Origin of the sequence: Mesorhizobium sp. Root554 (assembly GCF_001427025.1) — a bacterium.
Classification (GTDB): domain Bacteria; phylum Pseudomonadota; class Alphaproteobacteria; order Rhizobiales; family Rhizobiaceae; genus Mesorhizobium.
Genome location: NZ_LMGA01000001.1, coordinates 2,947,649 through 2,971,767, shown reverse-complemented (window position 1 = coordinate 2,971,767; position 24,119 = coordinate 2,947,649). Strand labels below are relative to the sequence as shown.

The 24,119-nt window shown below is 63.5% G+C and carries 22 protein-coding genes and 1 tRNA gene; 11 read left to right on the top strand and 12 right to left on the bottom strand.

The window, feature by feature from the left end; genetic code table 11:
* Window positions 1-41: 41 nt before the first annotated feature.
* The 10 genes from ASD44_RS14500 to ASD44_RS14455 form a co-directional block, all read right to left on the bottom strand.
* Window positions 42-953 carry an inositol monophosphatase gene (locus ASD44_RS14500; RefSeq protein ID WP_056113342.1) on the bottom strand — a complete coding sequence of 304 codons (912 nt, stop codon included), beginning with the start codon at window positions 951-953 and terminating at the stop codon, window positions 42-44.
* Window positions 950-1,765 (bottom strand): HAD-IA family hydrolase, encoded by an 816-nt coding sequence (locus ASD44_RS14495; RefSeq protein WP_056116267.1) that lies wholly within the window; start codon window positions 1,763-1,765, stop codon window positions 950-952. The genes ASD44_RS14500 and ASD44_RS14495 overlap by 4 nt, the downstream gene beginning before the upstream one ends.
* Window positions 1,765-2,619, bottom strand: a complete 855-nt coding sequence (locus ASD44_RS14490; RefSeq protein WP_244478778.1) for an inositol monophosphatase family protein — start codon at window positions 2,617-2,619, stop codon at window positions 1,765-1,767. The genes ASD44_RS14495 and ASD44_RS14490 overlap by 1 nt, the downstream gene beginning before the upstream one ends.
* Before the next feature lie 58 nt (window positions 2,620-2,677).
* Complete coding sequence (locus tag ASD44_RS14485) at window positions 2,678-3,820, bottom strand: ABC transporter substrate-binding protein (protein WP_056113338.1); 1,143 nt, start codon at window positions 3,818-3,820, stop codon at window positions 2,678-2,680.
* 53 nt (window positions 3,821-3,873) lie between these two features.
* On the bottom strand, window positions 3,874-5,007 hold the full coding sequence (locus tag ASD44_RS14480; RefSeq protein WP_156459855.1) for an ABC transporter substrate-binding protein: 1,134 nt from the start codon (window positions 5,005-5,007) through the stop codon (window positions 3,874-3,876).
* 55 nt (window positions 5,008-5,062) lie between these two features.
* Window positions 5,063-6,184: an ABC transporter substrate-binding protein gene (locus tag ASD44_RS14475; protein WP_056113332.1), complete on the bottom strand. Its 1,122-nt coding sequence runs from the start codon at window positions 6,182-6,184 to the stop codon at window positions 5,063-5,065.
* 22 nt (window positions 6,185-6,206) lie between these two features.
* Complete coding sequence (locus ASD44_RS14470; RefSeq protein WP_056113329.1) at window positions 6,207-7,334, bottom strand: ABC transporter ATP-binding protein; 1,128 nt, start codon at window positions 7,332-7,334, stop codon at window positions 6,207-6,209.
* Window position 7,335: 1 nt separating this feature from the next.
* Window positions 7,336-9,186: an iron ABC transporter permease gene (locus ASD44_RS14465; protein ID WP_056116260.1), complete on the bottom strand. Its 1,851-nt coding sequence runs from the start codon at window positions 9,184-9,186 to the stop codon at window positions 7,336-7,338.
* A gap of 706 nt (window positions 9,187-9,892) precedes the next feature.
* A tRNA-Ala gene (locus ASD44_RS14460) sits at window positions 9,893-9,968 on the bottom strand.
* A 176-nt stretch (window positions 9,969-10,144) separates the two neighbouring features.
* On the bottom strand, window positions 10,145-10,531 hold the full coding sequence (locus ASD44_RS14455; protein WP_056113327.1) for a TIGR02300 family protein: 387 nt from the start codon (window positions 10,529-10,531) through the stop codon (window positions 10,145-10,147).
* A 198-nt stretch (window positions 10,532-10,729) separates the two neighbouring features.
* Between ASD44_RS14455 and aroA the strand changes: the two genes are divergently transcribed.
* From aroA to rpsA, 4 genes are all read left to right on the top strand, one after another.
* Window positions 10,730-12,082, top strand: coding sequence for a 3-phosphoshikimate 1-carboxyvinyltransferase (gene aroA, locus ASD44_RS14450; RefSeq protein ID WP_056113325.1), 1,353 nt, complete (start codon window positions 10,730-10,732; stop codon window positions 12,080-12,082).
* Window position 12,083: 1 nt separating this feature from the next.
* Window positions 12,084-12,728, top strand: a complete 645-nt coding sequence (locus ASD44_RS14445) for an FMN-binding negative transcriptional regulator (RefSeq protein WP_056113323.1) — start codon at window positions 12,084-12,086, stop codon at window positions 12,726-12,728.
* Window positions 12,725-13,363, top strand: coding sequence for a (d)CMP kinase (cmk, locus tag ASD44_RS14440; protein ID WP_056113321.1), 639 nt, complete (start codon window positions 12,725-12,727; stop codon window positions 13,361-13,363). The genes ASD44_RS14445 and cmk overlap by 4 nt, the downstream gene beginning before the upstream one ends.
* Before the next feature lie 199 nt (window positions 13,364-13,562).
* On the top strand, window positions 13,563-15,260 hold the full coding sequence (gene rpsA / locus ASD44_RS14435) for a 30S ribosomal protein S1 (RefSeq protein ID WP_056116257.1): 1,698 nt from the start codon (window positions 13,563-13,565) through the stop codon (window positions 15,258-15,260).
* A 104-nt stretch (window positions 15,261-15,364) separates the two neighbouring features.
* Here rpsA and ASD44_RS14430 read toward each other — a convergent pair whose 3' ends face one another.
* Window positions 15,365-16,072 (bottom strand): SDR family NAD(P)-dependent oxidoreductase, encoded by a 708-nt coding sequence (locus ASD44_RS14430; RefSeq protein WP_056113318.1) that lies wholly within the window; start codon window positions 16,070-16,072, stop codon window positions 15,365-15,367.
* A 205-nt stretch (window positions 16,073-16,277) separates the two neighbouring features.
* Between ASD44_RS14430 and ASD44_RS14425 the strand changes: the two genes are divergently transcribed.
* Together ASD44_RS14425 and ASD44_RS14420 are read left to right on the top strand one after the other, a co-directional pair.
* Window positions 16,278-16,721, top strand: a complete 444-nt coding sequence (locus ASD44_RS14425) for a DoxX family protein (protein ID WP_156459926.1) — start codon at window positions 16,278-16,280, stop codon at window positions 16,719-16,721.
* Window positions 16,722-16,835: 114 nt separating this feature from the next.
* Window positions 16,836-17,810 carry a complex I NDUFA9 subunit family protein gene (locus ASD44_RS14420; protein ID WP_056116253.1) on the top strand — a complete coding sequence of 325 codons (975 nt, stop codon included), beginning with the start codon at window positions 16,836-16,838 and terminating at the stop codon, window positions 17,808-17,810.
* Window positions 17,811-17,818: 8 nt separating this feature from the next.
* On the opposite strand, the gene ASD44_RS14415 is transcribed toward ASD44_RS14420, so the two are convergent.
* On the bottom strand, window positions 17,819-18,757 hold the full coding sequence (locus tag ASD44_RS14415) for an undecaprenyl-diphosphate phosphatase (RefSeq protein ID WP_056113312.1): 939 nt from the start codon (window positions 18,755-18,757) through the stop codon (window positions 17,819-17,821).
* A 157-nt stretch (window positions 18,758-18,914) separates the two neighbouring features.
* On the opposite strand from ASD44_RS14415, the gene ASD44_RS14410 reads away from it, so the two are divergent.
* The 5 genes from ASD44_RS14410 (at window position 18,915) to ASD44_RS14390 (ending at window position 24,070) form a co-directional block, all read left to right on the top strand.
* Window positions 18,915-19,607, top strand: a complete 693-nt coding sequence (locus ASD44_RS14410; RefSeq protein ID WP_056113310.1) for a glutathione S-transferase family protein — start codon at window positions 18,915-18,917, stop codon at window positions 19,605-19,607.
* Window positions 19,588-20,754 (top strand): tRNA epoxyqueuosine(34) reductase QueG, encoded by a 1,167-nt coding sequence (queG, locus tag ASD44_RS14405; protein WP_056113307.1) that lies wholly within the window; start codon window positions 19,588-19,590, stop codon window positions 20,752-20,754. The genes ASD44_RS14410 and queG overlap by 20 nt, the downstream gene beginning before the upstream one ends.
* Window positions 20,751-21,647: an SDR family NAD(P)-dependent oxidoreductase gene (locus ASD44_RS14400; RefSeq protein ID WP_056113304.1), complete on the top strand. Its 897-nt coding sequence runs from the start codon at window positions 20,751-20,753 to the stop codon at window positions 21,645-21,647. The genes queG and ASD44_RS14400 overlap by 4 nt, the downstream gene beginning before the upstream one ends.
* A gap of 92 nt (window positions 21,648-21,739) precedes the next feature.
* Window positions 21,740-22,840, top strand: a complete 1,101-nt coding sequence (mepA, locus tag ASD44_RS14395; protein ID WP_056113302.1) for a penicillin-insensitive murein endopeptidase — start codon at window positions 21,740-21,742, stop codon at window positions 22,838-22,840.
* Between the two features lie 207 nt (window positions 22,841-23,047).
* Complete coding sequence (locus tag ASD44_RS14390) at window positions 23,048-24,070, top strand: glucokinase (protein WP_056116249.1); 1,023 nt, start codon at window positions 23,048-23,050, stop codon at window positions 24,068-24,070.
* The last annotated feature ends 49 nt before the right edge of the window (window positions 24,071-24,119 follow it).

The following is a 24,119-nucleotide window of genomic DNA, read 5'->3' as shown; positions in this document are numbered from 1 at the left end:
CACGCGTGCAAGTGACTTGAAAGCCATTTTTAATATGATTTTCAAGAATCATTCGGCGCGTTTATTTCATGGTTTGGTTTCGTGTGCATGCTGCTCTGGGCATGGGTTTTCACCGGTCCCGCCGCAGTACGACGCATGGATATATCCTGCCCGATCCGCGACAATGTCGGATAGGAAGCGCCCGCGCCAACAGCGATATAACCGGGGCAAAAATGGTCCGGACTTTCCGGCTCCACCTTGCCCATCGGCAGGCTGGTGTAGGTTCCGCCTGCTTGCCTCAGCAGCAGGATGGCGGCCGTCACATCCCAGGTGTTGACGCCGAACCCGGCTGCCGCATCAGCCCAGCCGGCGGCGACATGGGCGATGCTGAGGGCAGCACTTCCCGGCCGCCGCAGCGTCGAGAATGTCTCGGCCAGCGTGGCGAAATTCTCCAGTGCGCGCTCGCGGCCATCGAGCCGAAAATCGCGGGCGACGGGATAGCCGGTAATCAGCGTCGCTTTGCGCTCATCGGCGAGCGCGGACGATTTCAGTGGATGTCCGTTAAGCCATGCGCCGGTCAGGTCGGCCGAAAACATGTTTCCCGTGACGGGATCGAGGATCACGCCGGCGACGATCTCGTCGTCCACCGTCACGCCGATGGAAACGCACCAGAATGCGATGCCGCGGGCGAAATTCGAGGTGCCGTCGATCGGATCTATATACCAGCGCACCCGCCCCTCGCCGCTGGCGCCATATTCCTCCCCGACAATGGTCGAACCGGGCAGCCGCTCAAGAATAAGGGCCCGGATCGTTTCTTCCGCCTGGCGATCATGCTTGGTCACGATGTCGTGGAGGTCGACCTTGTAGTCGACCGCCATCTCGGACCTGAACGCTGCCGCGAGCGGTTCGCGCACCAGCAGCGCCGCCTCAATGGCGATCGCTCGCAAGTCGGCAGACCTATCCCTGTCCATCATGCCACCTTGCCCGTCTGCAGTTGCTCGAGCAGCGCCAGGAGATGGCGCGGGGTGGCGACGATGGCGTCGGGCTTCAATCCGAGATCATAGGGCATGTCATAGGTGCCCTTCGCCTCCATCAGGATATTGCCGCCGATACCGGCGCGCACGCCGCACAGCACGTCGCGGTCGAAATTGTCGCCGACATACCAGGCATCGCCCGCGTCGACGCCGATCTCCCGGCATGCCAGCCAGATCATTTCCGGGTTCGGTTTGCGGACCTTCACCTCGTCGCTGTGGATTTTCACCGCGAACCGATCCGTCCAGCCGATATCATCGAGGAAATCGAGATGGACCTGTCCCGACAGTGCATTGCTGACGATGCCGACGGAAATACTGGCGGCGTCGCAGCGCTCGAGGAGTTCCTGCATGCCGTCGCGCAGCTTGCGGTCGCTGCGCAGGTGTCCCATCCGGCGGCAGAGTTCGCGCGCTTCGGCGAGGACCGCTTCGCGCGCATCGGCCGGCCAGTCGGCGCCGACGAATTCGCCCCAGAATTGCTCGTAGGTCAGTTCCGGCGGCGACAGGGTTCGCGACATCGCGTTCTTCCAATGCGAATCCGCGATGCAGCCGGCCTGGATGTCGGCGACGATCCGCTGCCGCGACAGAAGCGCCACGCGGGCGCCGGCGCGGTCGAGCACTGTTTCCACCTTTTCGGCGAGCCGATTTTCCCAGTCCACAATCCGCGTCGTTTCGACAATGACCCCGCCGAAATCCAGCAGCAGCGCGCGCGGAAAGGCCAGCCTTTTGCCGGATAGTTGCTTGGCCGTGGTCATCATCTTCCTCCTGCGGCGGCTCTGGGCCTGAAACTCGACTGCGCGGAAAGCGTGCGCGCCACGCGTTCCAGCACCGGGTAATCCGCGCCTGCGCCGAATGCGAAATAATCCGGCGCCAGATGCGCGGGGGAAATGTCCCTCCCCGCTTCGAGGCCGCGATATGCGCCGCCTGCCTGACGCAGGATCAGGGTCCCCGCCGCGACATCCCAGGGATTGGTGGAGAGCCCAAGCGTCGCGTCGGACCAGCCGGCGGCGATATAGGCGAGGTTCAGCGCGCCGCTGCCGAGGTTGCGGACGGCCAGGAACGACCGCAGCAGTTCGACCTGCGCATCGAAGGCCTGAGCGCCCAGATCGTTGATGTTGCGGACATTGGGAAAGCTGGTCAGCAGCGTCGCCTGGCGTTCCTGCGCAAAGGACGATGCCACGATGGGCGCGCCGTTCAGCCAGGCGCCGCCAAGGCTGGCGGAAAAGAGATTGCCGGCCGCCGGTTCGAAGACGACGCCAGCGACGACCTCGCCCTCGACCGCGGCTGCGATGGATACGCACCACTGCGCAATGCCGCGCGCAAAGTTGGACGTCCCATCGATCGGATCGACATACCAGGTCACCGCCCCCGAACCTTTGCTGCCGCCTTCCTCGCCGATGATGGTCGAGTCCGGCACCTGCTTGAAAATGACTTCGGAAATACGTTCCTCGCTCGCCCGGTCGTGCTCGGTAACGATGTCATGGAAATCGCGCTTGGCGCTGTGGGTCATCACGGAACGGAAGGCAGACCTGAGCTGGACCTCGACAGCCAGCACCGCGCTTGTGGCGACATCGAGCAGCCGTGCGGATTGCGGCAACGAATTCATCATCGGCTTTCCAGAGGGTAAAAGAGGCCGGCCGCCTTGCGGGCACGGCCCCTCACAGGGTTCATTTCTTGTAGTTGACGCGCCAGAAATCCTGCCAGTCCTGGCGGGCGTCCCAGTCGTCGAGAGCGGTCGAGGTGTCGTACTGTTCGAGCTTGTCGAGCACACGTGTGATGCCAGACGGCTCGTCTGCAGGAATTTTGATATCCGGGTTGGTGGGCAGCTTGCCGTCGATCACCTGCGGCGCGATGCCTTCCTCCGTCAGGATATAGTGGATGAACAGCTTCGCCGTGTTCGGGCTCCTGGTGCCGCTGGCGATCAGCCCGAGCTTCACATAGGTCCAGCCCGGCCACGGTCCCATGTCGGCGCAGAGGCCGAGCTTGAAGTCCTTGTCGGCATTGTCGCGGAACTTCGCCGACGAGAGCAGGCCGAAGAAGGGCTCCTTCTGTCCCGGTGCGCCGACCGCCTCGGAAATGGCATCGTCCGAATCCGCCAGCAAGGGACCGTTCTGCGCGAAAGCCTTTACCCAGGCCGCCGTTGCGCTTTCCTCGCCGCCCGTGTCGATGTCCTTGCCGAACCGCGCCTTGTAGGCGTCCTTCATCTCGGCATCGAAATGCGTTTCGGTCTGGTTGAACCAGTCCGGATAGGTGCCCTTCGACAGCGGATCGTAGAAGGCGACCTTGCCTTTCCATTTCGGCTCGGTCAGCTCCCAGATGTTCTTGACCGGACAGCTGTCATAGACCTCGGTGTTGTAGGCCCAGACGCTGGCATTGGTGGTGATGGATAGCGGGTCCTGGAACTTCGCCGGGATCCTGTCCTTCATGTCCGGCGGCAGCCAGCTTTCCACGTAGCCGCCCGGCAGCAGCTGGGCCAGACCGGCAGGGGCGTCGGTGATCAGAACGACGTCGCCCTGGACGTTTTTCGCCTGCCCCTCGCGCACGATCATCTCGAGCTGGCTGGAAGCCGACACCTTGATGCCGGTCGCCTTCAGGCCGTACCTCTTGGAGAAGTTGTCGGCCATCTCGACGATCTTGCCGGTGCTGTCGTAGATGTTGATCGGCGCTTCGGTCTTGGCCGCCTTGACCAAATCATCGACGCTCGATGCCTCCTGCGCGACGGCCGCCGTCGCCAGCGCGCCCGCAGCCACGATGCTCGCGACGATCGCCTGTCCGCGCCGGATGGCGGCGCGCCTTTTCAGAAAAGTCATTGTCTTCCTCCCACGGATGACGCCGCACCGCGTGCAGGCGGTGCGGCCATGTCTCACTTCTTGTAGTTGACGCGCCAGAAATCCTGCCAATCCTGGCGCGCATCCCAGTCGTCTCCGGCCGACGAGGCGTCATAGGGGAACATCTGGTCGACAACCCTGGCGATGCCGGAAGGCTCGTCCGCAGGCAGCCTGGCGTCCTTGTTGGTGGAAATCTTGCCGTCCACGGCCTGCGGCGCGATGCCCTCTTCGGTCAGCAGATAGTGGATGAAGAGCTTCGCCGCGTTCGGGCTGTCGGTTCCCTTGGCGATGAAGCCGAGGCTCGGATACATCCAGCCGGCAAAAGGCTTCAGTCCGGTGCACAGGCCAAGCTTGGTGCCGGCTTCCTGATTGTCGCGGAACTTGGCCGAACTCATCATGCCCATGAAGGGCTCCTTCTGGTCCGGGGCGCCGGCTGCCTGGGCGGCGGCTTCGTCCGCATCCGTCAGCAGCGGGCCGTTGGCGGCGAGCGCCTTGACCCAGGCGGAGGTCGCATTCTCCTCATCGGTTTCCAAATCCTTGCCGTACTGCTCCTTGTAGGCGGCGGCCACCTTGTCGTCGGCATGCATGGACATCTGGTTGAACCAGTCGACATAGGACGCCTTGCCGAGCGGATCCTGCAGGGCGACCTTGCCCTTCCACTTCGGCTCGGTCAGTTCCCAGATGTTCTTGATGGGGCAGCTGTCATAGGTCTGGGTGTTGTAGGCCCAGACGTTCGCCTCGTTGGAGATGACCAGCGGGTTCTGGTAGATCGGGTCGATCTTGTCGGCCAGATCCGGTGGCACCCAGCTCTCGACATAGCCTTCCGGCACCAGCTGCGCGACGCCGGCGGCGACGTCGCTGATCTGCAGTACGTCCGCCTGGACGTTCTTGGCCTGCGCTTCGCGCACGACCATTTCCAGCTGCGCGGCGGCATTGGCCTTGGTGCCGGTTGCCTGAACGCCATACTTCGCCGTGAACGCCTTGGCCTGCTCGACGATCTTGCCGGTGGTCGAGTAGACCGAAACCGGCGGTTCCTTCCTGGCCGCCTCGATCAGCGCGTCGATATCGAACGTGTCCGCATGCGCCGGAAGCGACAGGGCGGCAAGCGCCGCCGCCGAACCGGCGAGCAGAATCGATTTCCAGGTCCTTGCCATGCCTTCCAATACCATGATGTTCCTCCCGTCTATCGTTGGCCGGCCGCTTTGCCATCCGGCGGTTCCAGCCTCATTTCTTGTAGTTGACGCGCCAGAAGTCCTGCCAATCCTGACGCTTGTCGAAATCGTCGGCCGCAGTGGACGAGTCGAAAAGCATCAGGCTGTCGCGGTGCTTGGCGATACCGGACGGCTCGTCGGCGGGCAGCGCGATCTTGCCGTTGCTGGGCAGCTTGCCGTCGACGGTCTGGTTGGCGATGCCCTCTTCGGTCAGCAAATAGTGGATGAACAGCTTCGCGGCATTGGGGCTCTTGGTGCCCTTGGCGATGAGACCGAAGCCGGGATACGAAAACCCGACGAAAGGTTCGATGCCCTCGCAGATGCCAAGCTTCAGCCCGCCGGTGACGTTCTCGCGGTATTTCGCCGTCGCCGTTATCGCCATGAAGGGCTCGGCCTGGCCGGGTGCGCCGGCGGCATCGGCCACGGCGGTCGAGTCGGCCAGAAGCGGCGCGTTCCCTGCATAGGCCTTGACCCATGCGGCGGTCGCGCTCGGCTGGTCGGTCTCCAGCTTCTTGCCGTAGAGGTCCTCATAGGCTTTGGCGATCTCGGCGTCGTGATGCGTCTCGAGCTGGTTGAACCAATCGGCGTAGAGCGGCTTCTCGAACAGGTCGAGCATGGCGACCTTGCCCTTCCATCTGGGCTCGGTCAGCTCCCAGATGTTCTTCACCGGGCAGGATTTGTATTTTTCGGTGTTGTAGGTCCACACCTGCGGGTCCGAGACGACCACCAGCGGATTGCGGGATGCGTCGGCGATATCGGGCTCGATATCGCCGGGCACCCAGCTTTCGACGATCCCCTCGGGGAGCAGCTGCGCCATGGCCGAGCCGACATCCATGGCGAGGCTGACATCGCCGATGACCTTGCCCGACTGGCTTTCGCGGATCATGAGATCGGCCTGCGTCGCCTCGTTGACCTTCTTGCCGGTCGCCTGCACGCCGTACTTTTCCGTGAACGCCTTCGCCGTATCGACGATCTTGCCGGTCACCGCATAGACGGTGATCGGAGCCTCGCCCTTGGCGGCGGCAACCAGCGCGTCGAGATCGAATTTTTCCTGCGCCGATGCGCCCGCCACAAAGGCGAATGTGATTGCGCCGACCGCGGCAAATCCTGCGAGCTGCTTCTTCAATGGCTTCATGATGTCGTTTCCCCCCAATGTCTCAATGAACTTCCGAAGCCGACAGCGCCCTGTCCGCTTCCGCCAGCCGGTTGCCCTGCCGGTCGAAGACGTGAAGCGCCTTCGCCTTGACGAAGAATTCGATACGGTCGCCCAAGCTCATCTCCGGTGACTGGTGCGTCGCCATGAACAGCTTTTCGCCCGGCAGGGTCAGCTCGACGATCCAGCTGCCGCCGGTGGGCAGGATGCCCGTCACCTCCGCGTTCCCGGTGAAAGCGCCTTGCGGAACCGGCGCGTCGGGTCCTGCAATGCGCAGCGATTCCGGACGAATTCCCATCGAACCGACGTTGGAGAGGTTGGGATAGCGGGCGGTGAAGTAGTCGCTGGCCATCCGGCTCAAGGTCGATTTGCCAGCCAGTTCGACGATGTTGATCGGCGGATTGCCGACGAACTGCGCGACGAAACGGTTGGCCGGCCGGTCGTAGATGTCGTTCGGCGTTCCGACCTGCTGGAGGTGGCCTTCACTCATCACCGCGATGGTCGTGGCAAGCGTCATCGCCTCCCACTGGTCGTGGGTGACGAATACGATGGTGGTCTTGAACTCGTTGTGGAGCCGCTTCAGCTCGGCGCGCATTTCCAGCCGCAGGGCCGCGTCGAGGTTGGAGAGCGGCTCGTCCAGCAGCAGGACCTCCGGATTGACCGCCAGCATGCGCGCCAGCGCGACGCGCTGCTGCTGGCCGCCCGACAATTGCGACGGATAGCGGTCGCGATACTGCTCGATCCCCAGCGTCTTCATGACGTCGCTGACGCGCTGTTCGCGCTCGGCCTTCGGCATGTTGCGCAGGCGCAGGCCGAAATCGGTGTTGCGCTCGATGGTCAGATGCGGCCACAGCGCATAGCTCTGGAAGACGAGGCCCATCTGCCTTTTCTCAGGCGGAATGAAAATGCCCTGCCCGACCGAATCCACGATCCGCGATCCGACCTGGATTTCGCCGTCGCTGAGATGCTCCAGCCCGGCGATCATGCGCAGCGTCGTTGTCTTGCCGCAACCGGACGGGCCGAGCAGGCACATGAACTCGCCGTCGCCGATTTCGAGATTGAGGTTGGCGACGGCATTGGCTGAATTGGAGCCATAGCTCTTGTCGACGCCGCGAAGGTTTATTCTTGGCATGTCAGCCCCCTAATCCCTGGGCGAGATTCGTTCTGGTGAGTTTCTGGCCGAGCAGCGTGCCGAAATAGGCGATCGCGGCGATGATCAGCACGACCGCATTGGCCGCCTGCGTGTAGTGGTAATCCACAAGCCGCAGCGAGTAGGTGGTCAGCACGTCGGTCGAGGGAACGGCCAGCACGACGAACAGGCTCAGCCCCTTGATGCCGGAAATGAAGGGCAGCAGGATGCCGGTGACCAGCGAGCCTTTCTGGATCGGCACGACGATCGAGCGCATGCGGCGGAACCAGCCGGCGCCGGCGACCTGCGCCGCCTCCTCGGGTTCCTTGCCAAGCTGCATCATGGCCGAGATGCCGGCGCGGGAAGCGTAAGGCATCTGATCCGCAATCAGCGCCAGCATGAGGATGAGGGTGGTGCCGTAGAGCGCCGGTATCGGTCCGCGCGGCACGGCGAAGAGCGACAGATAGGCGGCGGCGAAGGCGATGCCGGGCACCAGATAAGGAAGGAACGTCACCTGGCGGAGGAAGGTTGCCAGCGGGCGCACCGGCGTGCGGGCGACGACGTAGCCGACCAGCAGGCCGAGCAGGCCGGACGTGACCGATGCCAGGCCGACGATACGCAGGCTGTTCCAGGCGGCGTTCCAAAGGTCGGGGCTGAGCAGGATGCCGGTCTGCAGGGCGACCGTGTTCAGATCCGTGCCGATCCAGTAGTCGAGGGTGAAATTGTCCAGGGTGAACCGCGCAGGCACCTTCATGACGGTCGACAGGAACAGTGTGAGCAGCGGCAGGCCGACGCTGACCAGGAAGATGCCCGCCGCGAAGGCCATTGCTGGAATGCGCATGGCGCCGAGCGGCTGCAGACGGTCCATGGAACCCTTCGAGCCGATGGTGACGAAGCGGCGCGCTTCCTTGATGAGCTTGGCGTCGATGACGATCGTGATGATGCCGATCAGCATGATGCAGCCGGCGAGCACGGCGGCGACGCCGGTCTGGCGCGAGGAGATGTTGCGGTAAAGCGACGTCGCCAGCACGTCGAAATTGACCGGCAGGCCGAGCACATAGGGCACGCCGAACTCGCCGAGGCATTTGGCGAAGATCAACACGATGGCCGACAGCAGCGAGGGCAGCATCAGCGGCAGGATGATCTTGCGAGTGACGGTGACGCGGCCGGCGCCGAGGATCCGCGCCGAGTCCTCGAGCTGGGAATCGAAGCGGCGCAGCGCATTGCCGAACAGGAGGATGATGAAGGGCGCATAGTGGAGCGCCAGGATCAGCGTCACCGGCAGGCGGCCGTAGGAAAGCCAGTCGGGCGGCGAAAAGCCGAGAGCCTCGAACCAGCCGACCTGGCCGCCGACGGTGCGGTTCTTGAACAGGGTCGTCCAGGCGAGCGCGAAGGTCCAGGCGGGCAGCATGTAAGGAACGATGAGCGCCGTGGCGAACCATTTGCGCCCGAACATGTCGGTGCGCGCCAAAAGCCATGCCAGGATGCCGCCGACAATGACCGACAGCACGATGGCGCCAAAGGCGACCGAGAGCGTGTTGGCGAGCGGCTCCCAGAACAGGCTTCGCGCCACGCGCGAGGTGAAGGTCCGCTCCAGATAGTACCAGGTGAGTTCACCCGTTTCCGCCTTGATGCGCCGGCCATCGCCCAGCTGCACCCGGATGGCGTCGAGCAGCATGGAGATGATCGGCACGACGATCAGATAGGCAAACAGCAGCGCCGCCAGCACGCCGATCAGGGTCGTGGGCTCGCGCATGGCGATCCGCAGCTTGTAGCGCAAACGCTGCCAGCGGCTCGGCGCGACCCGTGCGTCCGGGCGCGACACCGCATGATGATGCGCTTCGCGGCGGCGCATTGGCGACGGTTCGGCCTTCGAAAGAGTCATGCCGAAGCCATGATCGGTCCGGATTGCCGGACCGCGGACAAACGAAGACAAAATCCGGGCGTCATTGTTCCTCCCTGACGCTTGCAGGCCGGCTACTGCCACCCGCCTGCCGAGCCAACCTCCCGCGGCCCGCACCGCACGTGAAGTACGGTTTTTATTTTTGTCGCCGTGCCGTCGACAAAAGTCAACCCAACTTTGCGACATTTTTGCACTGGTGTGCATATAGGCGCATAGCTTTCTGAACATGACTCATACCCGGATGAGGGGCGTTCACTCTTGGCATTAACTTGTCTTTCTTGTGAAAAATCAACCCCTTGTCTTTCTGGGCCGCTTGCGGCGGAGATGGCAATTTCTTCGCCTGACAAGTGCTGGGCAGGGCATTTTTGCACAGGCGTGCAATTCATTTTTTGTGTTGGTACCCACCAGACTTGCGGCTACAGATCGGCGACGCCGAGCGATTTCCTTGCCGGGCAGGCGGATGAACGGGATAGAAATCGATCCCATCGACCGAGGAATATCTCGTGGGCTGCATCTCTGGATGCTTTAAAGAGACTGGGTTGAGCCGGCGGCATCGCCACGTTGGATTGCCTGAACCGGCCAACAGATCGAAGGACCAGCTCCGGATATGCCGAGGACACTCCAGGAATCCAAGAATTGCAATTCAGGAAGAACGATTTGGTGGAGCCAAGCGGGATCGAACCGCTGACCTCCTGCATGCCATGCAGGCGCTCTCCCAGCTGAGCTATGGCCCCACACCCGGCAAGCCGCCGGCGCCGTTTCCGGCGAAAAGATCAGGCCGGGTTGGGTCCCGGCCGCCTAATGCTGGCGGCTTCTAGCGCCGCCTTGCAGCAATAGCAAGTCTTCCGCGGCGGCTTTTTATCATGCCGGCAGCGAAAGCCGGCGAGCGCCCTGGCGCCCACCGGCCCGATCAGATTTCGTCCTCGTCATCGCCGACGCCGATCATGTCGGAAACGTCGTCGTCCTCTTCCTCTTCATCCTCGAGGAAGGTGTCTTCGTCATCGTCGCCGATGTCGACATCGTCTTCGTCGTCCCCAAGGTCAGGAAGATCGTCGGCCTTGGCTTCCTCATCGGCATCCTCGAGCGAAACGATCTCGGCGCCTTCTTCCTCGGCGTCTGCTTCCTTTTCCTCGACCTCCTCCTCTTCCTCGATGGCGGCAACCTTGCCTTCCTCGAAGTAGGAGCGCGGATAGGTTTTGCCCGTATAGGGCGAAACTATCGGGTCCTTGTTCAGGTCGTAGAATTTCTGACCCGTCTCAGGGTCTATGCGTTTTGTGCCAAGTTCAGATTTTGCCACGGCAAGCCTCGTACAGAAAGACTGGTCCCCTTACTCACAGTTGACCGTGCTGTCAAAGCCAAAAGCCACGTTGCCCGGCGGCATTTTCACGAGGCTTTTTCAGGATGACGGCCGATGTCCTTCATGCTACGGAAGCGGTGCAAAAATGATCATTCCGGCTTTGAGCACGCTCGGCCGAACAATCCAGGGCATAACGACATGGCGCATGACGCCAAACCACGACCAGCGACCGCGCGGCGTTCGCCGCCGCTTTCCGGCAATGCCCGCGTGCCGGGGGACAAATCGATCTCGCACCGCTCCTTCATGTTCGGCGGCCTGGCCTCCGGCGAAACCCGCATTACCGGCCTGCTCGAGGGCGAGGACGTGATGCGCACCGGCGCCGCCATGAAGGCAATGGGCGCCCATATCGAGAAGAAGGGTGATGAATGGATCATCCGCGGCACCGGCAATGGGGCGCTGCTGCAGCCGGAAGGACCGCTCGACTTCGGCAATGCCGGCACGGGCTCGCGCCTGACCATGGGGCTGGTCGGCACCTACGACATGGAGACGACCTTCATCGGCGACGCGTCGCTGTCGGGCCGGCCGATGGGCCGCGTCCTCGACCCGTTGCGCCAGATGGGCGTTCAGGTCTTGAGCGCAGCCGCCGGCGACCGCATGCCGATCACGCTGCGCGGCCCCAAACACGCAGCGCCTATTACCTATAGGGTGCCGATGGCTTCGGCGCAGGTGAAATCGGCTGTGCTTTTGGCCGGGCTGAACACACCCGGCATCACCACAGTGATCGAGCCGGTGATGACGCGCGACCACACCGAGAAGATGCTGCAGGGTTTCGGCGCCAATCTGACGGTGGAGACGGACGAGCGCGGCGTGCGCCACATCTTCATCGAAGGCCAGGGAAAACTGACCGGCCAGACCATCGCGGTGCCCGGCGACCCGTCGTCGGCGGCCTTCGCGCTGGTCGCCGCACTGATCGTGCCTGGCTCGGATATCGTCATCGAAAACGTGCTGATGAACCCGACCCGCACCGGCCTGCTTTTGACCCTGCAGGAAATGGGCGGCCGGATCGACATCCTGAACCCGCGCAACGAGGGTGGCGAGGACGTCGCCGATCTGCGGGTGCGTCACTCCGAACTCAAGGGCGTTTCAGTCCCGCCGCAGCGGGCGCCGTCGATGATCGACGAGTATCCGGTGCTGGCCGTCGCCGCGAGCTTCGCCGAAGGCGAGACGCTGATGCAGGGCCTGGAGGAATTGCGGGTCAAGGAGAGCGACCGGCTGTCCGCCGTCGCCGAAGGGCTGAAGCTCAACGGCGTCGATTGCACCGAGGGGCATTCCACGCTCGCCGTGCGCGGCGTTCCCGGCGGCAAGGGACTCGGCGGTCAGGCGAAAGATGATATGGTGCAAACCCACCTCGACCATCGCATCGCCATGAGCTTCCTGGTTATGGGACTGGCAGCAGAAAAGCCGGTCACCATCGACGACGCCGCCATGATCGCTACCAGTTTCCCCGAATTCATGGGACTTATGAAGGGACTCGGCGCAGGGATAGAGTGACATGTATCAGCCGCCGCATTTCCGCGAGGATGATCTCTCGGTCCAGCATGCGCTGATCCGGTCGCATCCTCTCGGCCTGCTCATTACCGCGGCCGCCGACGGACCGAACGCCAATCTGCTTCCCTTCCATTTGGAAGCAGAGCGGTCCGAGAAGGGTACCTTGCAGGTGCACATGTCGAAGGCCAATGGCCAATGGCGCGAAATCGCCGACGGAGCGACGGTGCTCATCGTCTTCCAGGGGCCGGAAACATACATCACGCCGTCCTGGTATGCGGCGAAGCAGGAAACCGGCAAGGTCGTGCCGACCTGGAACTATGCCGTCGTGCAGGTGCGTGGCGTGGCGCGCGTCATCGATGATGGAGGTTGGCTGCGGACCCAGATCGGCGCACTGACGCGCGACCATGAAGCCGCCCGACCGGCCCCGTGGGCGGTCGAGGACGCGCCGGAAGACTTCATCCAGGCGCAGATCAAGGGCATTATCGGCGTCGAAATCGAAATCACCGCCATCGACGGCAAGTGGAAGGCCAGCCAGAACCGCCCGGTGACCGACATGGAGCGGGTGGCGGACGGTCTCGGCGACCCCGGTGAAGTCCACGCCAATGCCGATATGGCAGCGATCATGCGGCATTACAGGGTGAAGCGATGATCATCGCCATCGACGGACCGGCGGCTTCCGGCAAGGGCACCCTGGCGCGGCGGCTGGCCGATTATTATCATCTGCCGCATCTGGACACCGGGCTGACCTACCGCGCCGTGGCGCACATGCTCCTGACCAGGGGCTGGCCGCTCGGAGATGAAACGCACGCTGTCGAGGCTGCTAAACTGGTCGATCTCGGCAACCTCGACCGGGAGGCCTTATCCGCCCACGAGGTCGCCGATGCAGCCTCCCGCGTGGCGGTGATTTCGGACGTGCGCAAAATCCTCGTCGACAAGCAGCGCGCCTTCGCCGCGCAAGCGTCCGGCGCCGTGCTGGACGGGCGTGATATCGGTACGGTTGTATGCCCCGAAGCGGACGTAAAGCTCTATGTCACCGCCAGCGCCGAGGTACGGGCGCAGCGCCGGCTGCGCGACATCGAGGCGCGCGGCGGAAAGGCCGAAGGAGCCGATATCCTCGCCGACATCGTCCGGCGCGACGAGCGTGACATGGGCCGTGCCGACTCGCCGCTTCGGCCCGCCGCTGACGCGCACTTGCTCGACACCTCGGAAATGTCTATAGAAGCCGCGTTCCAGGCGGCGCGGGCGATCGTTGACGAGGCCATTGCCATCCGGAACAAGGCCTGACCGGCTTTTGCCCTGTTCTCCCGCCGGGAGATGCGGCGAAGCCCAGGCGAGACCAAGAACCAGCCTGCCAGCATTCTAGCATGCGCCGGATTTGCCGCTCCAGGGCGGCCAGGGTTTCGACCCGGAACGCCGGCAGGCCAACGCAACGCTAACCACGGCGCCGACCTCGCTGACAAACGCGGGGTTCCCAGGAGAAAATATGGCTACTGCAACACCCACTCGCGATGATTTCGCGAGCATGCTCGACGAATCTTTCGGCGCCGGCCATTCCGGCGAAGGCCAGGTCGTGCGCGGTCTCGTGACCGCGATCGAAAAGGACATGGCCATCATCGATGTCGGCCTCAAGGTCGAAGGCCGCGTGCCGCTGAAGGAATTCGGCGTCAAGGGCAAGGAAGGCGGCCTCAAGGTCGGCGATACGGTTGAAGTCTATGTCGAGCGCATCGAAAACGCCCTGGGCGAGGCGATGCTGTCGCGCGAGAAGGCCCGCCGCGAAGAGAGCTGGGTCAAGCTCGAAGAGAAATTCACCAAGGGCGAGCGCGTCGAAGGCGTGATCTTCAACCAGGTCAAGGGCGGCTTCACCGTCGACCTCGACGGCGCCGTGGCCTTCCTGCCGCGTTCGCAGGTCGATATCCGCCCGATCCGCGATGTCACGCCGCTCATGCACAACCCGCAGCCCTTCGAGATCCTCAAGATGGATCGCCGCCGCGGCAACATCGTGGTTTCGCGCCGCACCGTGCTGGAAGAGAGCCGCGCCGAACAGCGCTCCGAGATCGTTCAGAACCTCGAAGAGGGTCAGGTGGTCGAGGGTGTGGTCAAGAACATCACCGATTACGGTGCGTTCGTCGATCTCGGCGGCATTGACGGCCTGCTGCACGTCACCGACATGGCATGGCGCCGCGTCAACCATCCGACCGAGATCCTCAACATCGGCCAGACGGTGAAGGTGCAGATCATCCGCATCAACCAGGAGACGCACCGCATCTCGCTGGGCATGAAGCAGCTCGAAAGCGATCCGTGGTCCGATATCGGCACCAAGTTCCCGATCGGCAAGAAGATCACCGGCACCGTCACCAACATCACCGACTACGGCGCGTTCGTCGAGCTGGAGCCGGGCATCGAGGGTCTCATCCACGTTTCGGAAATGTCGTGGACGAAGAAGAACGTGCATCCCGGCAAGATCCTCTCCACCACGCAGGAAGTCGACGTTGTCGTGCTCGAGGTCGATCCGGCCAAGCGCCGTATTTCGCTGGGCTTGAAGCAGACGCTGGAAAACCCGTGGCATGCTTTCGCCGCAAACCATCCGGTCGGCTCGGAAGTCGAGGGCGAGGTCAAGAACAAGACCGAGTTCGGCCTGTTCATCGGCCTCGAAGGCGACGTGGACGGCATGGTTCACCTGTCCGACCTGGACTGGAACCGTCCGGGCGAACAGGTCATCGAAGAGTACAATCGCGGCGACATGGTCAAGGCGCAGGTGCTCGACGTTGACATCGAGAAGGAGCGTATCTCGCTCGGCGTCAAGCAGCTGCAGCGCGACGCGGCCGGCGAAGCCGCCACTTCGGGCGAACTGCGCAAGAACGCCGTCGTCACCTGCGAAGTAACCGGCATCAAGGATGGCGGCATCGAGGTGCGGCTGGTGGAGAGCGGTCTCGACTCGTTCGTCAAGCGCTCCGACCTGTCACGTGATCGCGACGAGCAGCGTCCGGAACGCTTCACCGTTGGCCAGAAGGTCGATGCCCGCGTCATCGCCTACGACAAGAAGACCCGCAAGCTGCAGGTCTCGATCAAGGCGCTGGAAATCGCCGAGGAAAAGGAAGCGGTGGCCCAGTACGGTTCCACCGACTCCGGTGCTTCGCTCGGCGACATCCTGGGCGCGGCGCTGAAGAAGTCCGGCAACTAAGCCTGCCACGAAAAACAAAAACCCCGCGAGCCTCATGGTTCGCGGGGTTTTTTTATGCGGCTTGCCTTTCGCCGAGAGGGCTCTGCGTATTGGCGCTGAACGCCCTATGCGCGGCCATAGAGCGGAACGAGAGCTCCGCTCATCGCCTGGTTGGCCGGCGACACAAGATAGAAAATCGCTTCCGCCGCCGCCTCGAGGCTGACCCAGCGCGAAAAATCGGCATCGGGCATGTCGGCGCGGTTTGAAGCGGTGTCCAGCGTCGACGGGGCTATGGCATTGACGAGGATGCCCTTGCTCTTCACCTCTTCGGCCAAGGCGACGGTCATCGCCGCAACGGCCGCCTTGCTGGCAGCATAGGCGACCATGCCGGCGCCGCGACGCGGATCGAGCCCGGGACGGGCCGAAACATTGACGATACGGCCTTCATTGCCTGCCGCGAGCAACGCCCGCACCGCGGCGCGACTGCACAAAAAGGCGGTGCGGACATTGGTGTCCATGATCTCTGCGAATGAAGCCGATTCGGTTTTTTCAAGCGGCGCCATGGCGAACCCGCCGGCAAGGTGAACCGACGCCCAAAGCTCAGGCACATCCGCATAGAATGCTTCGACCGCGGCGGAATCGGCGAGATAGACATTGTTCACCAGCCTGACGCGCTCGTGCCCGACAAAAGGAAAATGCTCCGGCGCCGCCGCGTGGCTGTTGGGGACGTGGCAGACCGCACCTTCTTCCAAAAGCTTGGCCACCACCGTGCTGCCGAGCTGCCCGGTGCCGCCCGTCACCACGATATGCCTGCCTTCGAGCTTACTCGTCATTCCTACAATTCCTTATTCGATCCCTGCCGATTCTTGCGCCTTCGGCGCATTCCCTCAACCGAAATTCGCTTGGCCGAAGGCCGCAACGCGTAACCGCATTCGCCTTAAATATGACCCGACTAATCAACTTGTTTTCATTTGACCGTGAGGTTGACCATCGGGCGTTTCAGGTCCTCGACCACGAAGGAGACCATTCTTGTCACACATGACCGAACCCGGCCGCACCCGTCTTTTAATACCGGCAATGGGAAACATCTACAGCGCCCTGCACGATCTGGCCGAAACACTTCTGCGTGTGGTGGCCGGCGGTTTCCTGGCCATTCACGGCTCGCAGAAGATCGTCGATCCGTTCGGCGCAGTGGGTATGGTCGAGGGCCTGGGCTTCTATCCCGGAACGTTCTGGTCGCCGCTACTGTCGGTCACCGAGTTCTTCGGCGGCATCCTGATCGCCATCGGCTTTCTGACGCGTCCGGCCTCTTTCGCGGGCATGATCATCTTGCTGGTCACGGTGTGGTTTCACTGGATCGTCCAGGGGCAGGGTTTTTCCGGTGCGGAAAAGTCGCTGCTGTGGGCGGCGGCCCTGTTCTTCTTCGTCATCCGCGGCGGCAACCGGCAGTCGGTCGACGCACATCTGGGCAGGGCGCTTTAACGCAGGGCTCCAGAGCGGCTAACGGCCGCTTTGCCCTTTGCGTTTGGGCTGAAACGCACTATGAAACGGCTTCAGCCAAAGCCCGCAGAAAAGGGCGTACAGCCGGAGCCGACCATGACCGAGATTCTGCAGACCCCCAAGCTCGTGGTGATCTTCGGCGGTTCAGGCTTCGTCGGCCGGCATGTGGTGCGGGCGCTGGCCAAGCGCGGCTATCGCATACGGGTGGCCTGCCGCAGGCCCGATCTCGCCGGGCATCTGCAGCCGCTGGGCAATGTCGGTCAGATCCAGGCGGTGCAGGCCAATGTGCGGGTGCGCTGGTCGGTCGACAACGCGGTGCGCGGCGCCGATCACGTCATAAATCTCGTCGGCATCCTGCATGAAGGCGGCCGGCAGAAGTTTTCCGCCGTGCAGGAATTCGGCGCGCGCGCCATAGCGGAAGCCGCGCGAGCGGTCGGCGCCGGCATGACACATGTTTCAGCGCTCGGCGCAGACGCCAACTCGGAATCCGCCTACGCACGCACGAAAGCGCTGGGCGAGCAGGCCGTTCTGGAGACCGTGCGGGAAGCGATTGTTTTCCGCCCATCGATCATGTTCGGCCCGGAAGACCGCTTCTTCAACCGCTTTGCCGGCATGGCGCGTCTTTCGCCGGTGCTGCCCCTGATCGGCGGCGGCGAGACCCGGTTCCAGCCGGTCTATGTCGGCGACGTGGCCGAGGCAATCGCGCGGTCCGTCGATGGCAAGGTGAAGCGCGGCCAAGTCTATGAACTGGGCGGTCCGAAGGTCCTGACCTTCAAGGAGTGCATGCAGGAGCTGCTTGACGTCATCGACCGCAAGCGCCTGCTTGTGCCGGTGCCGTGGTGGCTGGCCAACATCCAGGCCTCCATCCTGGAATTGCTGCCGAACCCGCTGCTGACCCGCGATCAGGTGATCCAGCTTCGACAGCACAATGTGGTTTCGGAAGTCGCCGAAAAGGATGGACGGACGCTTGCAGGCCTTGGCATCCAGGGCCAGTCGGTGGGAACCATCCTGCCGAGCTACCTGTGGCGGTTCCGCGCCGCCGGACAGTTCCAGCGCAAGCCTGCGGCCTGAGTGCTGTCTTAACCCCAGATGAGCAGGGCGATCAGTCCAACGCCGCCGACGGCCAGACGCCACCAGCCGAACAGCGAATAGCCGTGCCGCGACACATAAGCGAGCAGGCTGCGAACGACCAATATCGCCGTGACGAAAGCGGCGATGAAGCCAACCGCGATCACCGGGAAATCCGAGGCCGACAGCAGGTCGCGGTTCTTGAACAGGTCGAGCGCGAAGGCGCCCATCATGGTCGGGATGGCGAGAAAGAACGAGAATTCAGCCGCGGCGCGCTTGTCGACGCCGAGCAGCAGCGAACCGACGATGGTGGCGCCTGAACGCGAGGTTCCGGGGATCATCGCCAGGCACTGGAACAGGCCGATCTTGAGATAGGTCGAAAGCGGCAGACTGGCCGCATCATGATACTTCGGCTTCAGGTCCTGCCGATCGATCCACAACAGCACGATGCCGCCCAGAATGAGCATGACGCAGATCAGGATCGGCGTTTCGAACAGAACGGTCTTGATGAAATCATGCGCCAGCGCGCCGATTACGGCAGCGGGCAGGAAGCCGAGGCCGACACCGACCATCAGCCGCACGGCCGGATCGTTCGGCAGTTCTGGCGGCAGGAACAGGTTGACCTTGCGGCGGCGGACAGTCGCGGCAACGATTTCGAAGGCACAGCCGCAAAGCCAGACAAGGGCTGCGATGACGCCGACGATCGCTTCGCCGATCAGCCGAAAGGCGCCGGGCCGGCGCAGGAAAGTAAAAAATCGCCCGGCATAGACGCTGAGAATGGCAAGTATGGCGCCGAGCTGGATCAGCACCTCGAAGACCTTGCCGGTCGATTCGAAACCGAGAAAATGCCCGGCAAGCAGAATGTGTCCCGTGGAGGAGACCGGTAAGAACTCGGTCAGGCCCTCGAGCAGTCCGAGCAAAAGCGCTTCGATCAGCGTCTGGATTTCCATCGGCACCCTTGCTCAGGCCTTGCCCGTTGTGGCTTTACTTGTCACGGCGCGGGACTCCCCCTATAGGTCCCAGCACCCTTATCGCCCATAGAATCGGGCGACCAAGACTTATCGGCGCGGGCGGCGATTCGCCAGAGCGCTTTTGATAGCACGGACCATGCTGACCCTTTTCCATCACCCCATGTTCACTTCCTGCCGGTTCGTACGTCTCGCTTTCGGCGAGTACGGAGAGGAGCTGGCGCTGATCGAAGAAAAGCCGTGGACGCGGCGCAAGGAGTTCCTGGCGCTGAACCCGGCGGGCACTTTGCCCATCCTTCTGGCGGAAGGAGACGTGCCGGTGGTGGGTGCGTCTGTCATCGCCGAATATCTCGACGAGACGCGCGGCGTGCTGAAGCGCGACAAGCGCCTTTTCGTGGAAGGGCCGATGGAGCGCGCCGAGATCCGTCGCGTCACCGACTGGTACCTGACCAAGACCGAGAGCGAGGTCACCCGCCATCTGGTGCGCGAGCGCGTGCTGAAACCGCATATGCCGGCCGAGGCCGGCGGCGGCTCGCCCGACTCCACCGCGATCAGGGCGGCGCGCGCCAATATCCGCCAGCACATGAAGTACACCAACTGGCTCGCCGGCACCCGTCATTGGCTGGCCGGCAGCCGCATCACCTATGCCGATCTTGCGGCGGCGGCGGCCCTTTCGGTCCTCGACTATCTTGGCGAGATTGACTGGCGCGAGCATGGCGCGGCGCGCGAATGGTACACGCGGGTGAAATCGCGGCCTTCCTTCCGGCCGCTGCTTACCGATCGCGTGCGCGGCCTGTCCCCGGTATCGCACTATGCGGACCTCGACTTCTGACGCCCGGAAACTGCGTGATCTGATCGAGCGCGAGGTTCATCGCGCCGGCTTCGACGCGGTCGCCTTCACCTCGCCCGATGCCGCGCCGCTGGCGCCGCAACGGCTGGCGCAGTTCGTCGCCGACGGCTTCCACGGCTCTATGGACTGGATCGTCGAGACGCTCGACCGCCGCGGCAGCCCCTCCATCCTGTGGCCCGACGTGCGCTCGATCGTCATCGTCGCCATGAATTACGGACCGGATGAGGACCCTCGCGCGCTACAATCAAAACCAAGACGCGGCGCCATTTCCGTCTATGCCCGCAATCGTGACTACCACGATTTGATGAAGGGCCGGCTGAAGGAGATTGCCGGCAAGATCGTCGCGCGCGCCGGCGGCGACGTGAAGGTGTTCGTCGACACCGCGCCGGTGATGGAAAAACCGCTGGCGGAAGCCGCGGGGCTTGGCTGGCAGGGCAAGCACACCAACCTGATCAGCCGCGAGCATGGTTCATGGCTCTTTCTCGGTTCGATCTTCACCACCGCCGATATAGCGCCTGATGTCCCGGAAGAGGACCATTGCGGCTCCTGCCGCGCCTGCCTCGACGCCTGCCCGACCGACGCTTTCCCGGCGCCGTACCGACTGGATGCGCGGCGCTGCATCTCCTACCTCACCATCGAGAACAAAGGGCCGATCCCGCACGAATTCCGCGCCGCGATCGGCAACCGCATCTATGGCTGCGACGACTGCCTGGCTGCCTGTCCGTGGAACAAATTCGCTCATGCGGCGTCGGAGGCAAAACTCGTCGCCCGCGACGATCTGCGCGAACCGCCGCTGACAGCTCTGCTTACGCTCGACGACGCGGCATTCCGAAGCTTCTTTTCCGGTTCGCCGATCAAGCGGATCGGCCGCGACCGGTTCATCCGCAACGTACTGATCGCCGCCGGCAATTCCGGCGACGGCACGCTGCTTGGGCAGGTGTCGACGCTGCTGGCCGATCCATCGCCGCTGGTGCGCGGAGCCGCGGTGTGGGCGCTGGCGCGACTGGACGAGGCCGGCGGTTTCGCAGGCCGCGCAGCGGAGGCATTGCGGTTCGAGCCAGATGAAAGTGTTCGCAACGAATGGCGGACGGTATTGGCTGAAAAGGCCGCACTGGAGATCGTTGCTTGAGCAAGTTTTTCATCTTCGGCGCCGGTTATTCGGGCAAGGCGTTCGCGCGGGACAATCGCAACAGGCTCCCCGTTACCGGGACCACCCGCTCGGCAGACAATTTCGACGCTCTGCGCGAGGCAGGCATCACACCTTTGACGTTCGATGGCTTGCTGACGCCGGAGATCGACGCGGCCCTGCCGCAAACGACGCACCTGATCATCTCCATCGCGCCTGACGAAGGCGGCGACCCGGTGCTGGCTGCCGCGCACGACGCGATTGCCGCAATGCCCGCCTTGCAATGGATCGGCTATCTTTCCACCGTCGGCGTGTATGGCGACCATGGCGGCGCGTGGGTGGATGAGACAGCCGAATGCCGCCCGGTCTCGAAGCGGTCGCGCTTGCGGGTCGCCGCCGAACAGCAATGGCGGGAACTCGGCGAGAAGACCGGCATTCCGGTCGCCATCCTGCGGCTTTCAGGCATTTACGGCCCTGGCCGCAACGCCTTCGTCAATCTCGCCAACGGCACGGCGAAGCGGTTGATAAAGCCCGGCCAAGTGTTCAACCGCATCCATGTCGAGGACATCGCCGGCGCGTTGTGGCATCTGGCAGGCCGCAATCAGGGTGGCATCTTCAACGTCACCGACGATCTGCCGGCGCCGCCGCAGGACGTCGTGGAATACGCCGCGTCGGTCATGAATGTGACGCCGCCGCCGGCAATTTCCTTCGAGACCGCCCAACTTTCGCCCATGGCGCGGTCTTTCTATGGCGAGAACAAGCGCGTTTCCAACACGGCCATCGAGGCTGACGGTTATCGCTTTCGCTTCCCGGACTATCGCAGTGCTCTCGACCATATGTGGCAGAGCGGCAACTGGGGGCAAGGAGAGCCGCGCAGCCCGATGAAGAAGCCGTGATCGCCGCGCGCGGACCGGCTATGGTGTGATTCGTCGTGCCGGAGTGCGGTTTTGGAAACAGAGGCCATGGGCGTCAGGGAGAGGATTTCCGGATGAAGGCCATGATGGGTTTCCTGCGCAGGACAAGTTTCGCCGCCCTGGCGCTGACGACGCTTCTGTCCTTCACCGCGCAGGATACGCGGCCGGCGGCGGCCTCCGATTTGGCCAAGACCCTGTTCGGCTCTGAGGAATTGCCTTCCCTCGGCAATCCGCAATCCTACGGCTTCTATTCCAAGGGATGCTTTTCCGGCGGCGTGGCGATCGCCACCGACGGGCCGACATGGCAGGCGATGCGGCTGTCGCGCAACCGCCGCTGGGGTCATCCGGCGATGATCGCGCTGATCGAGAAATTCTCGCGCGACGCCCTCGCCGACGGATGGCCGGGACTGCTTCTGGGCGACATATCGCAGCCGCGCGGCGGCCCGATGCTGACCGGGCACGCATCGCACCAGATCGGCCTCGATGCCGACATCTGGTTCACGCCAATGCCGGATCACCGGCTTTCGGCCCGCGAACGCGAGAACATGAGCGCCGTATCCATGGTCAACGAGCGCACGCATCTGGTTAAAGACAAACTGTGGACGTCGGCGCATACACGGCTGTTGCGGCGGGCGGCAAGCTATCCGGAAGTCGAGCGCATCCTGGTCAATCCGGGCATCAAGAAGAAATTGTGCGATACCGTCACAGACGACCGGTCATGGCTGAACAAGGTGCGGCCGTTCTGGGGTCATGACTACCATTTCCATGTCCGCATCGGCTGCCAGCCGGGTTCGCCGGGCTGCAAGCCACAGCAAGGCACCGGCACCGGCGACGGCTGCGACAAGAGCCTGGCTTGGTGGTTCACCGAGGAGCCGTGGCGGCCAAACAAGAATCCCGACGCGCCGAAGGCCCGCGACCTGATGACCATGGCCAGCCTGCCGAAAGCCTGCCAGGCGGTGCTCGACGCGCCCGGACCCGTTTCAGCCGAAGCTGTGACGTACCCGGGCGGCAGCGCCGCGGTCGCCGTCGCCGCGTCGCCGGGGCCAGCAACGGTTCAAGGAGCGATGGCGCCCAACGTGCTTCGTCCCAAGGCGGCTCTTCCCCTTGGCGTCAACGCCTTTGCCGAAACGCCCGATATGGGCGTTCCGCTGCCACGTCCACGCCCGACAAACTAGTGGCATCGGGCTGCGATGTGGCGCGATCCCTGTCCGCGCTGGAATTGTTGAAAATGGCTCTGCCAACCTTGGCCCGGAGGAGCCGGGGTCGAGTGACGTTGCTTCTTTCATACAATTACCGAACGGAACCGCCGTCTACCGTGGCCACCATCTTGCCGAAGCAACGAAAGAACGGCTAAAGCCGTCTGGACTGGGGACGACATGAAAATGGCAAGCGTAGCGGAAGACGAGACCGTGCTCGAGTTCCCGATCCTGATCGGGGACATCGGCGGTACGAATGCACGCTTTTCGGTGGTGCTCGACGCGAATTCCGGCGTCGGTGAGCCGCAGATCGTGCAGACCGCCAATTTCGCGACCATTGACGAAGCGATCCAGACTGTTCTCGACAGTATTTCCGTTCAGCCGAAATCTGCGGTGCTCGCCGTCGCCGGGCCGGTCGAGAGCGACGAAATCCAGCTCACTAACTGCCCGTGGGTCGTCAAGCCACGGCAGATGCTGACCAATCTGAGACTCGCCGACATCGTCGTGCTCAATGATTTCGAGGCGCAGGCGCTGGCCGTGGTGGCGCTGGGCGAAGAGCATATGGAGAAGATCGGCGGCGGGGCGCCGGAGCCCGATGCCGGACGCGTGGTGCTGGGACCCGGCACCGGCCTTGGCGTCGCCGGGCTCGTCTATGCGCTGCGTCACTGGATTCCTGTCCCAGGCGAGGGCGGGCACATGGATATCGGCCCGCGCACGCCGCGTGATTTCGAGGTTTTCCCGCATATCGAGAAGATCGACGGCCGTATCTCCGGCGAGCAGATCCTGTGCGGCCGTGGCCTCGTCAACGTCTATCGCGCCGTCGCCAAGGCCGACGGCAAGCCGGCGCCGTTCACCCTGCCGGCGGAGATAACCGCCGCGGCGCTGGCGAAATCCGACCCGGTGGCCGAGGAAGCACTGTCGCTTTTCGTGACGTGCCTGGGGCGCACCGCCGGCGACTTGGCGCTGGTGTTCATGAGCCGCGGCGGCGTCTTTCTCACCGGCGGCATCGCGCAGAAGATCGTTCCGGCGCTGAAGGACGGCGCTTTCCGCGCCGCCTTCGAGGACAAGGCCCCGCACAGCGAATTGCTGCGGTCCATGCCTGTCTACGTCATCACCCATCCGCTAGCCGCATTGGCCGGGCTTGCCGCCTATGCGCGCATGCCGTCGCTTTTCGGCGTGCAGACGAACGGACGGCGCTGGCGGTCATAGTCAGCCAATTATTCGCGTGCGGGGAATAGGCAACGACACCGTGGGGCGC

Coding starts and splice junctions, on each gene's coding strand:
- ASD44_RS14495 (WP_056116267.1), bottom strand. CDS start 1,765: ATGACCACGGCCAAGCAACTATCCGGCAAAAGGCTGGCCTTTCCGCGC.
- ASD44_RS14420 (WP_056116253.1), top strand. CDS start 16,836: ATGACCGAGATTCTGCAGACCCCCAAGCTCGTGGTGATCTTCGGCGGT.
- ASD44_RS14390 (WP_056116249.1), top strand. CDS start 23,048: ATGGCAAGCGTAGCGGAAGACGAGACCGTGCTCGAGTTCCCGATCCTG.
- ASD44_RS14490 (WP_244478778.1), bottom strand. CDS start 2,619: ATGATGAATTCGTTGCCGCAATCCGCACGGCTGCTCGATGTCGCCACA.
- mepA (WP_056113302.1), top strand. CDS start 21,740: ATGAAGGCCATGATGGGTTTCCTGCGCAGGACAAGTTTCGCCGCCCTG.
- ASD44_RS14445 (WP_056113323.1), top strand. CDS start 12,084: ATGTATCAGCCGCCGCATTTCCGCGAGGATGATCTCTCGGTCCAGCAT.
- ASD44_RS14425 (WP_156459926.1), top strand. CDS start 16,278: ATGACCGAACCCGGCCGCACCCGTCTTTTAATACCGGCAATGGGAAAC.
- aroA (WP_056113325.1), top strand. CDS start 10,730: ATGGCGCATGACGCCAAACCACGACCAGCGACCGCGCGGCGTTCGCCG.
- cmk (WP_056113321.1), top strand. CDS start 12,725: ATGATCATCGCCATCGACGGACCGGCGGCTTCCGGCAAGGGCACCCTG.
- ASD44_RS14430 (WP_056113318.1), bottom strand. CDS start 16,072: ATGACGAGTAAGCTCGAAGGCAGGCATATCGTGGTGACGGGCGGCACC.
- ASD44_RS14465 (WP_056116260.1), bottom strand. CDS start 9,186: ATGCGCCGCCGCGAAGCGCATCATCATGCGGTGTCGCGCCCGGACGCA.
- ASD44_RS14410 (WP_056113310.1), top strand. CDS start 18,915: ATGCTGACCCTTTTCCATCACCCCATGTTCACTTCCTGCCGGTTCGTA.
- ASD44_RS14480 (WP_156459855.1), bottom strand. CDS start 5,007: ATGGTATTGGAAGGCATGGCAAGGACCTGGAAATCGATTCTGCTCGCC.
- ASD44_RS14475 (WP_056113332.1), bottom strand. CDS start 6,184: ATGAAGCCATTGAAGAAGCAGCTCGCAGGATTTGCCGCGGTCGGCGCA.
- queG (WP_056113307.1), top strand. CDS start 19,588: ATGCGGACCTCGACTTCTGACGCCCGGAAACTGCGTGATCTGATCGAG.
- ASD44_RS14485 (WP_056113338.1), bottom strand. CDS start 3,820: ATGACTTTTCTGAAAAGGCGCGCCGCCATCCGGCGCGGACAGGCGATC.
- rpsA (WP_056116257.1), top strand. CDS start 13,563: ATGGCTACTGCAACACCCACTCGCGATGATTTCGCGAGCATGCTCGAC.
- ASD44_RS14470 (WP_056113329.1), bottom strand. CDS start 7,334: ATGCCAAGAATAAACCTTCGCGGCGTCGACAAGAGCTATGGCTCCAAT.
- ASD44_RS14500 (WP_056113342.1), bottom strand. CDS start 953: ATGATGGACAGGGATAGGTCTGCCGACTTGCGAGCGATCGCCATTGAG.
- ASD44_RS14415 (WP_056113312.1), bottom strand. CDS start 18,757: ATGGAAATCCAGACGCTGATCGAAGCGCTTTTGCTCGGACTGCTCGAG.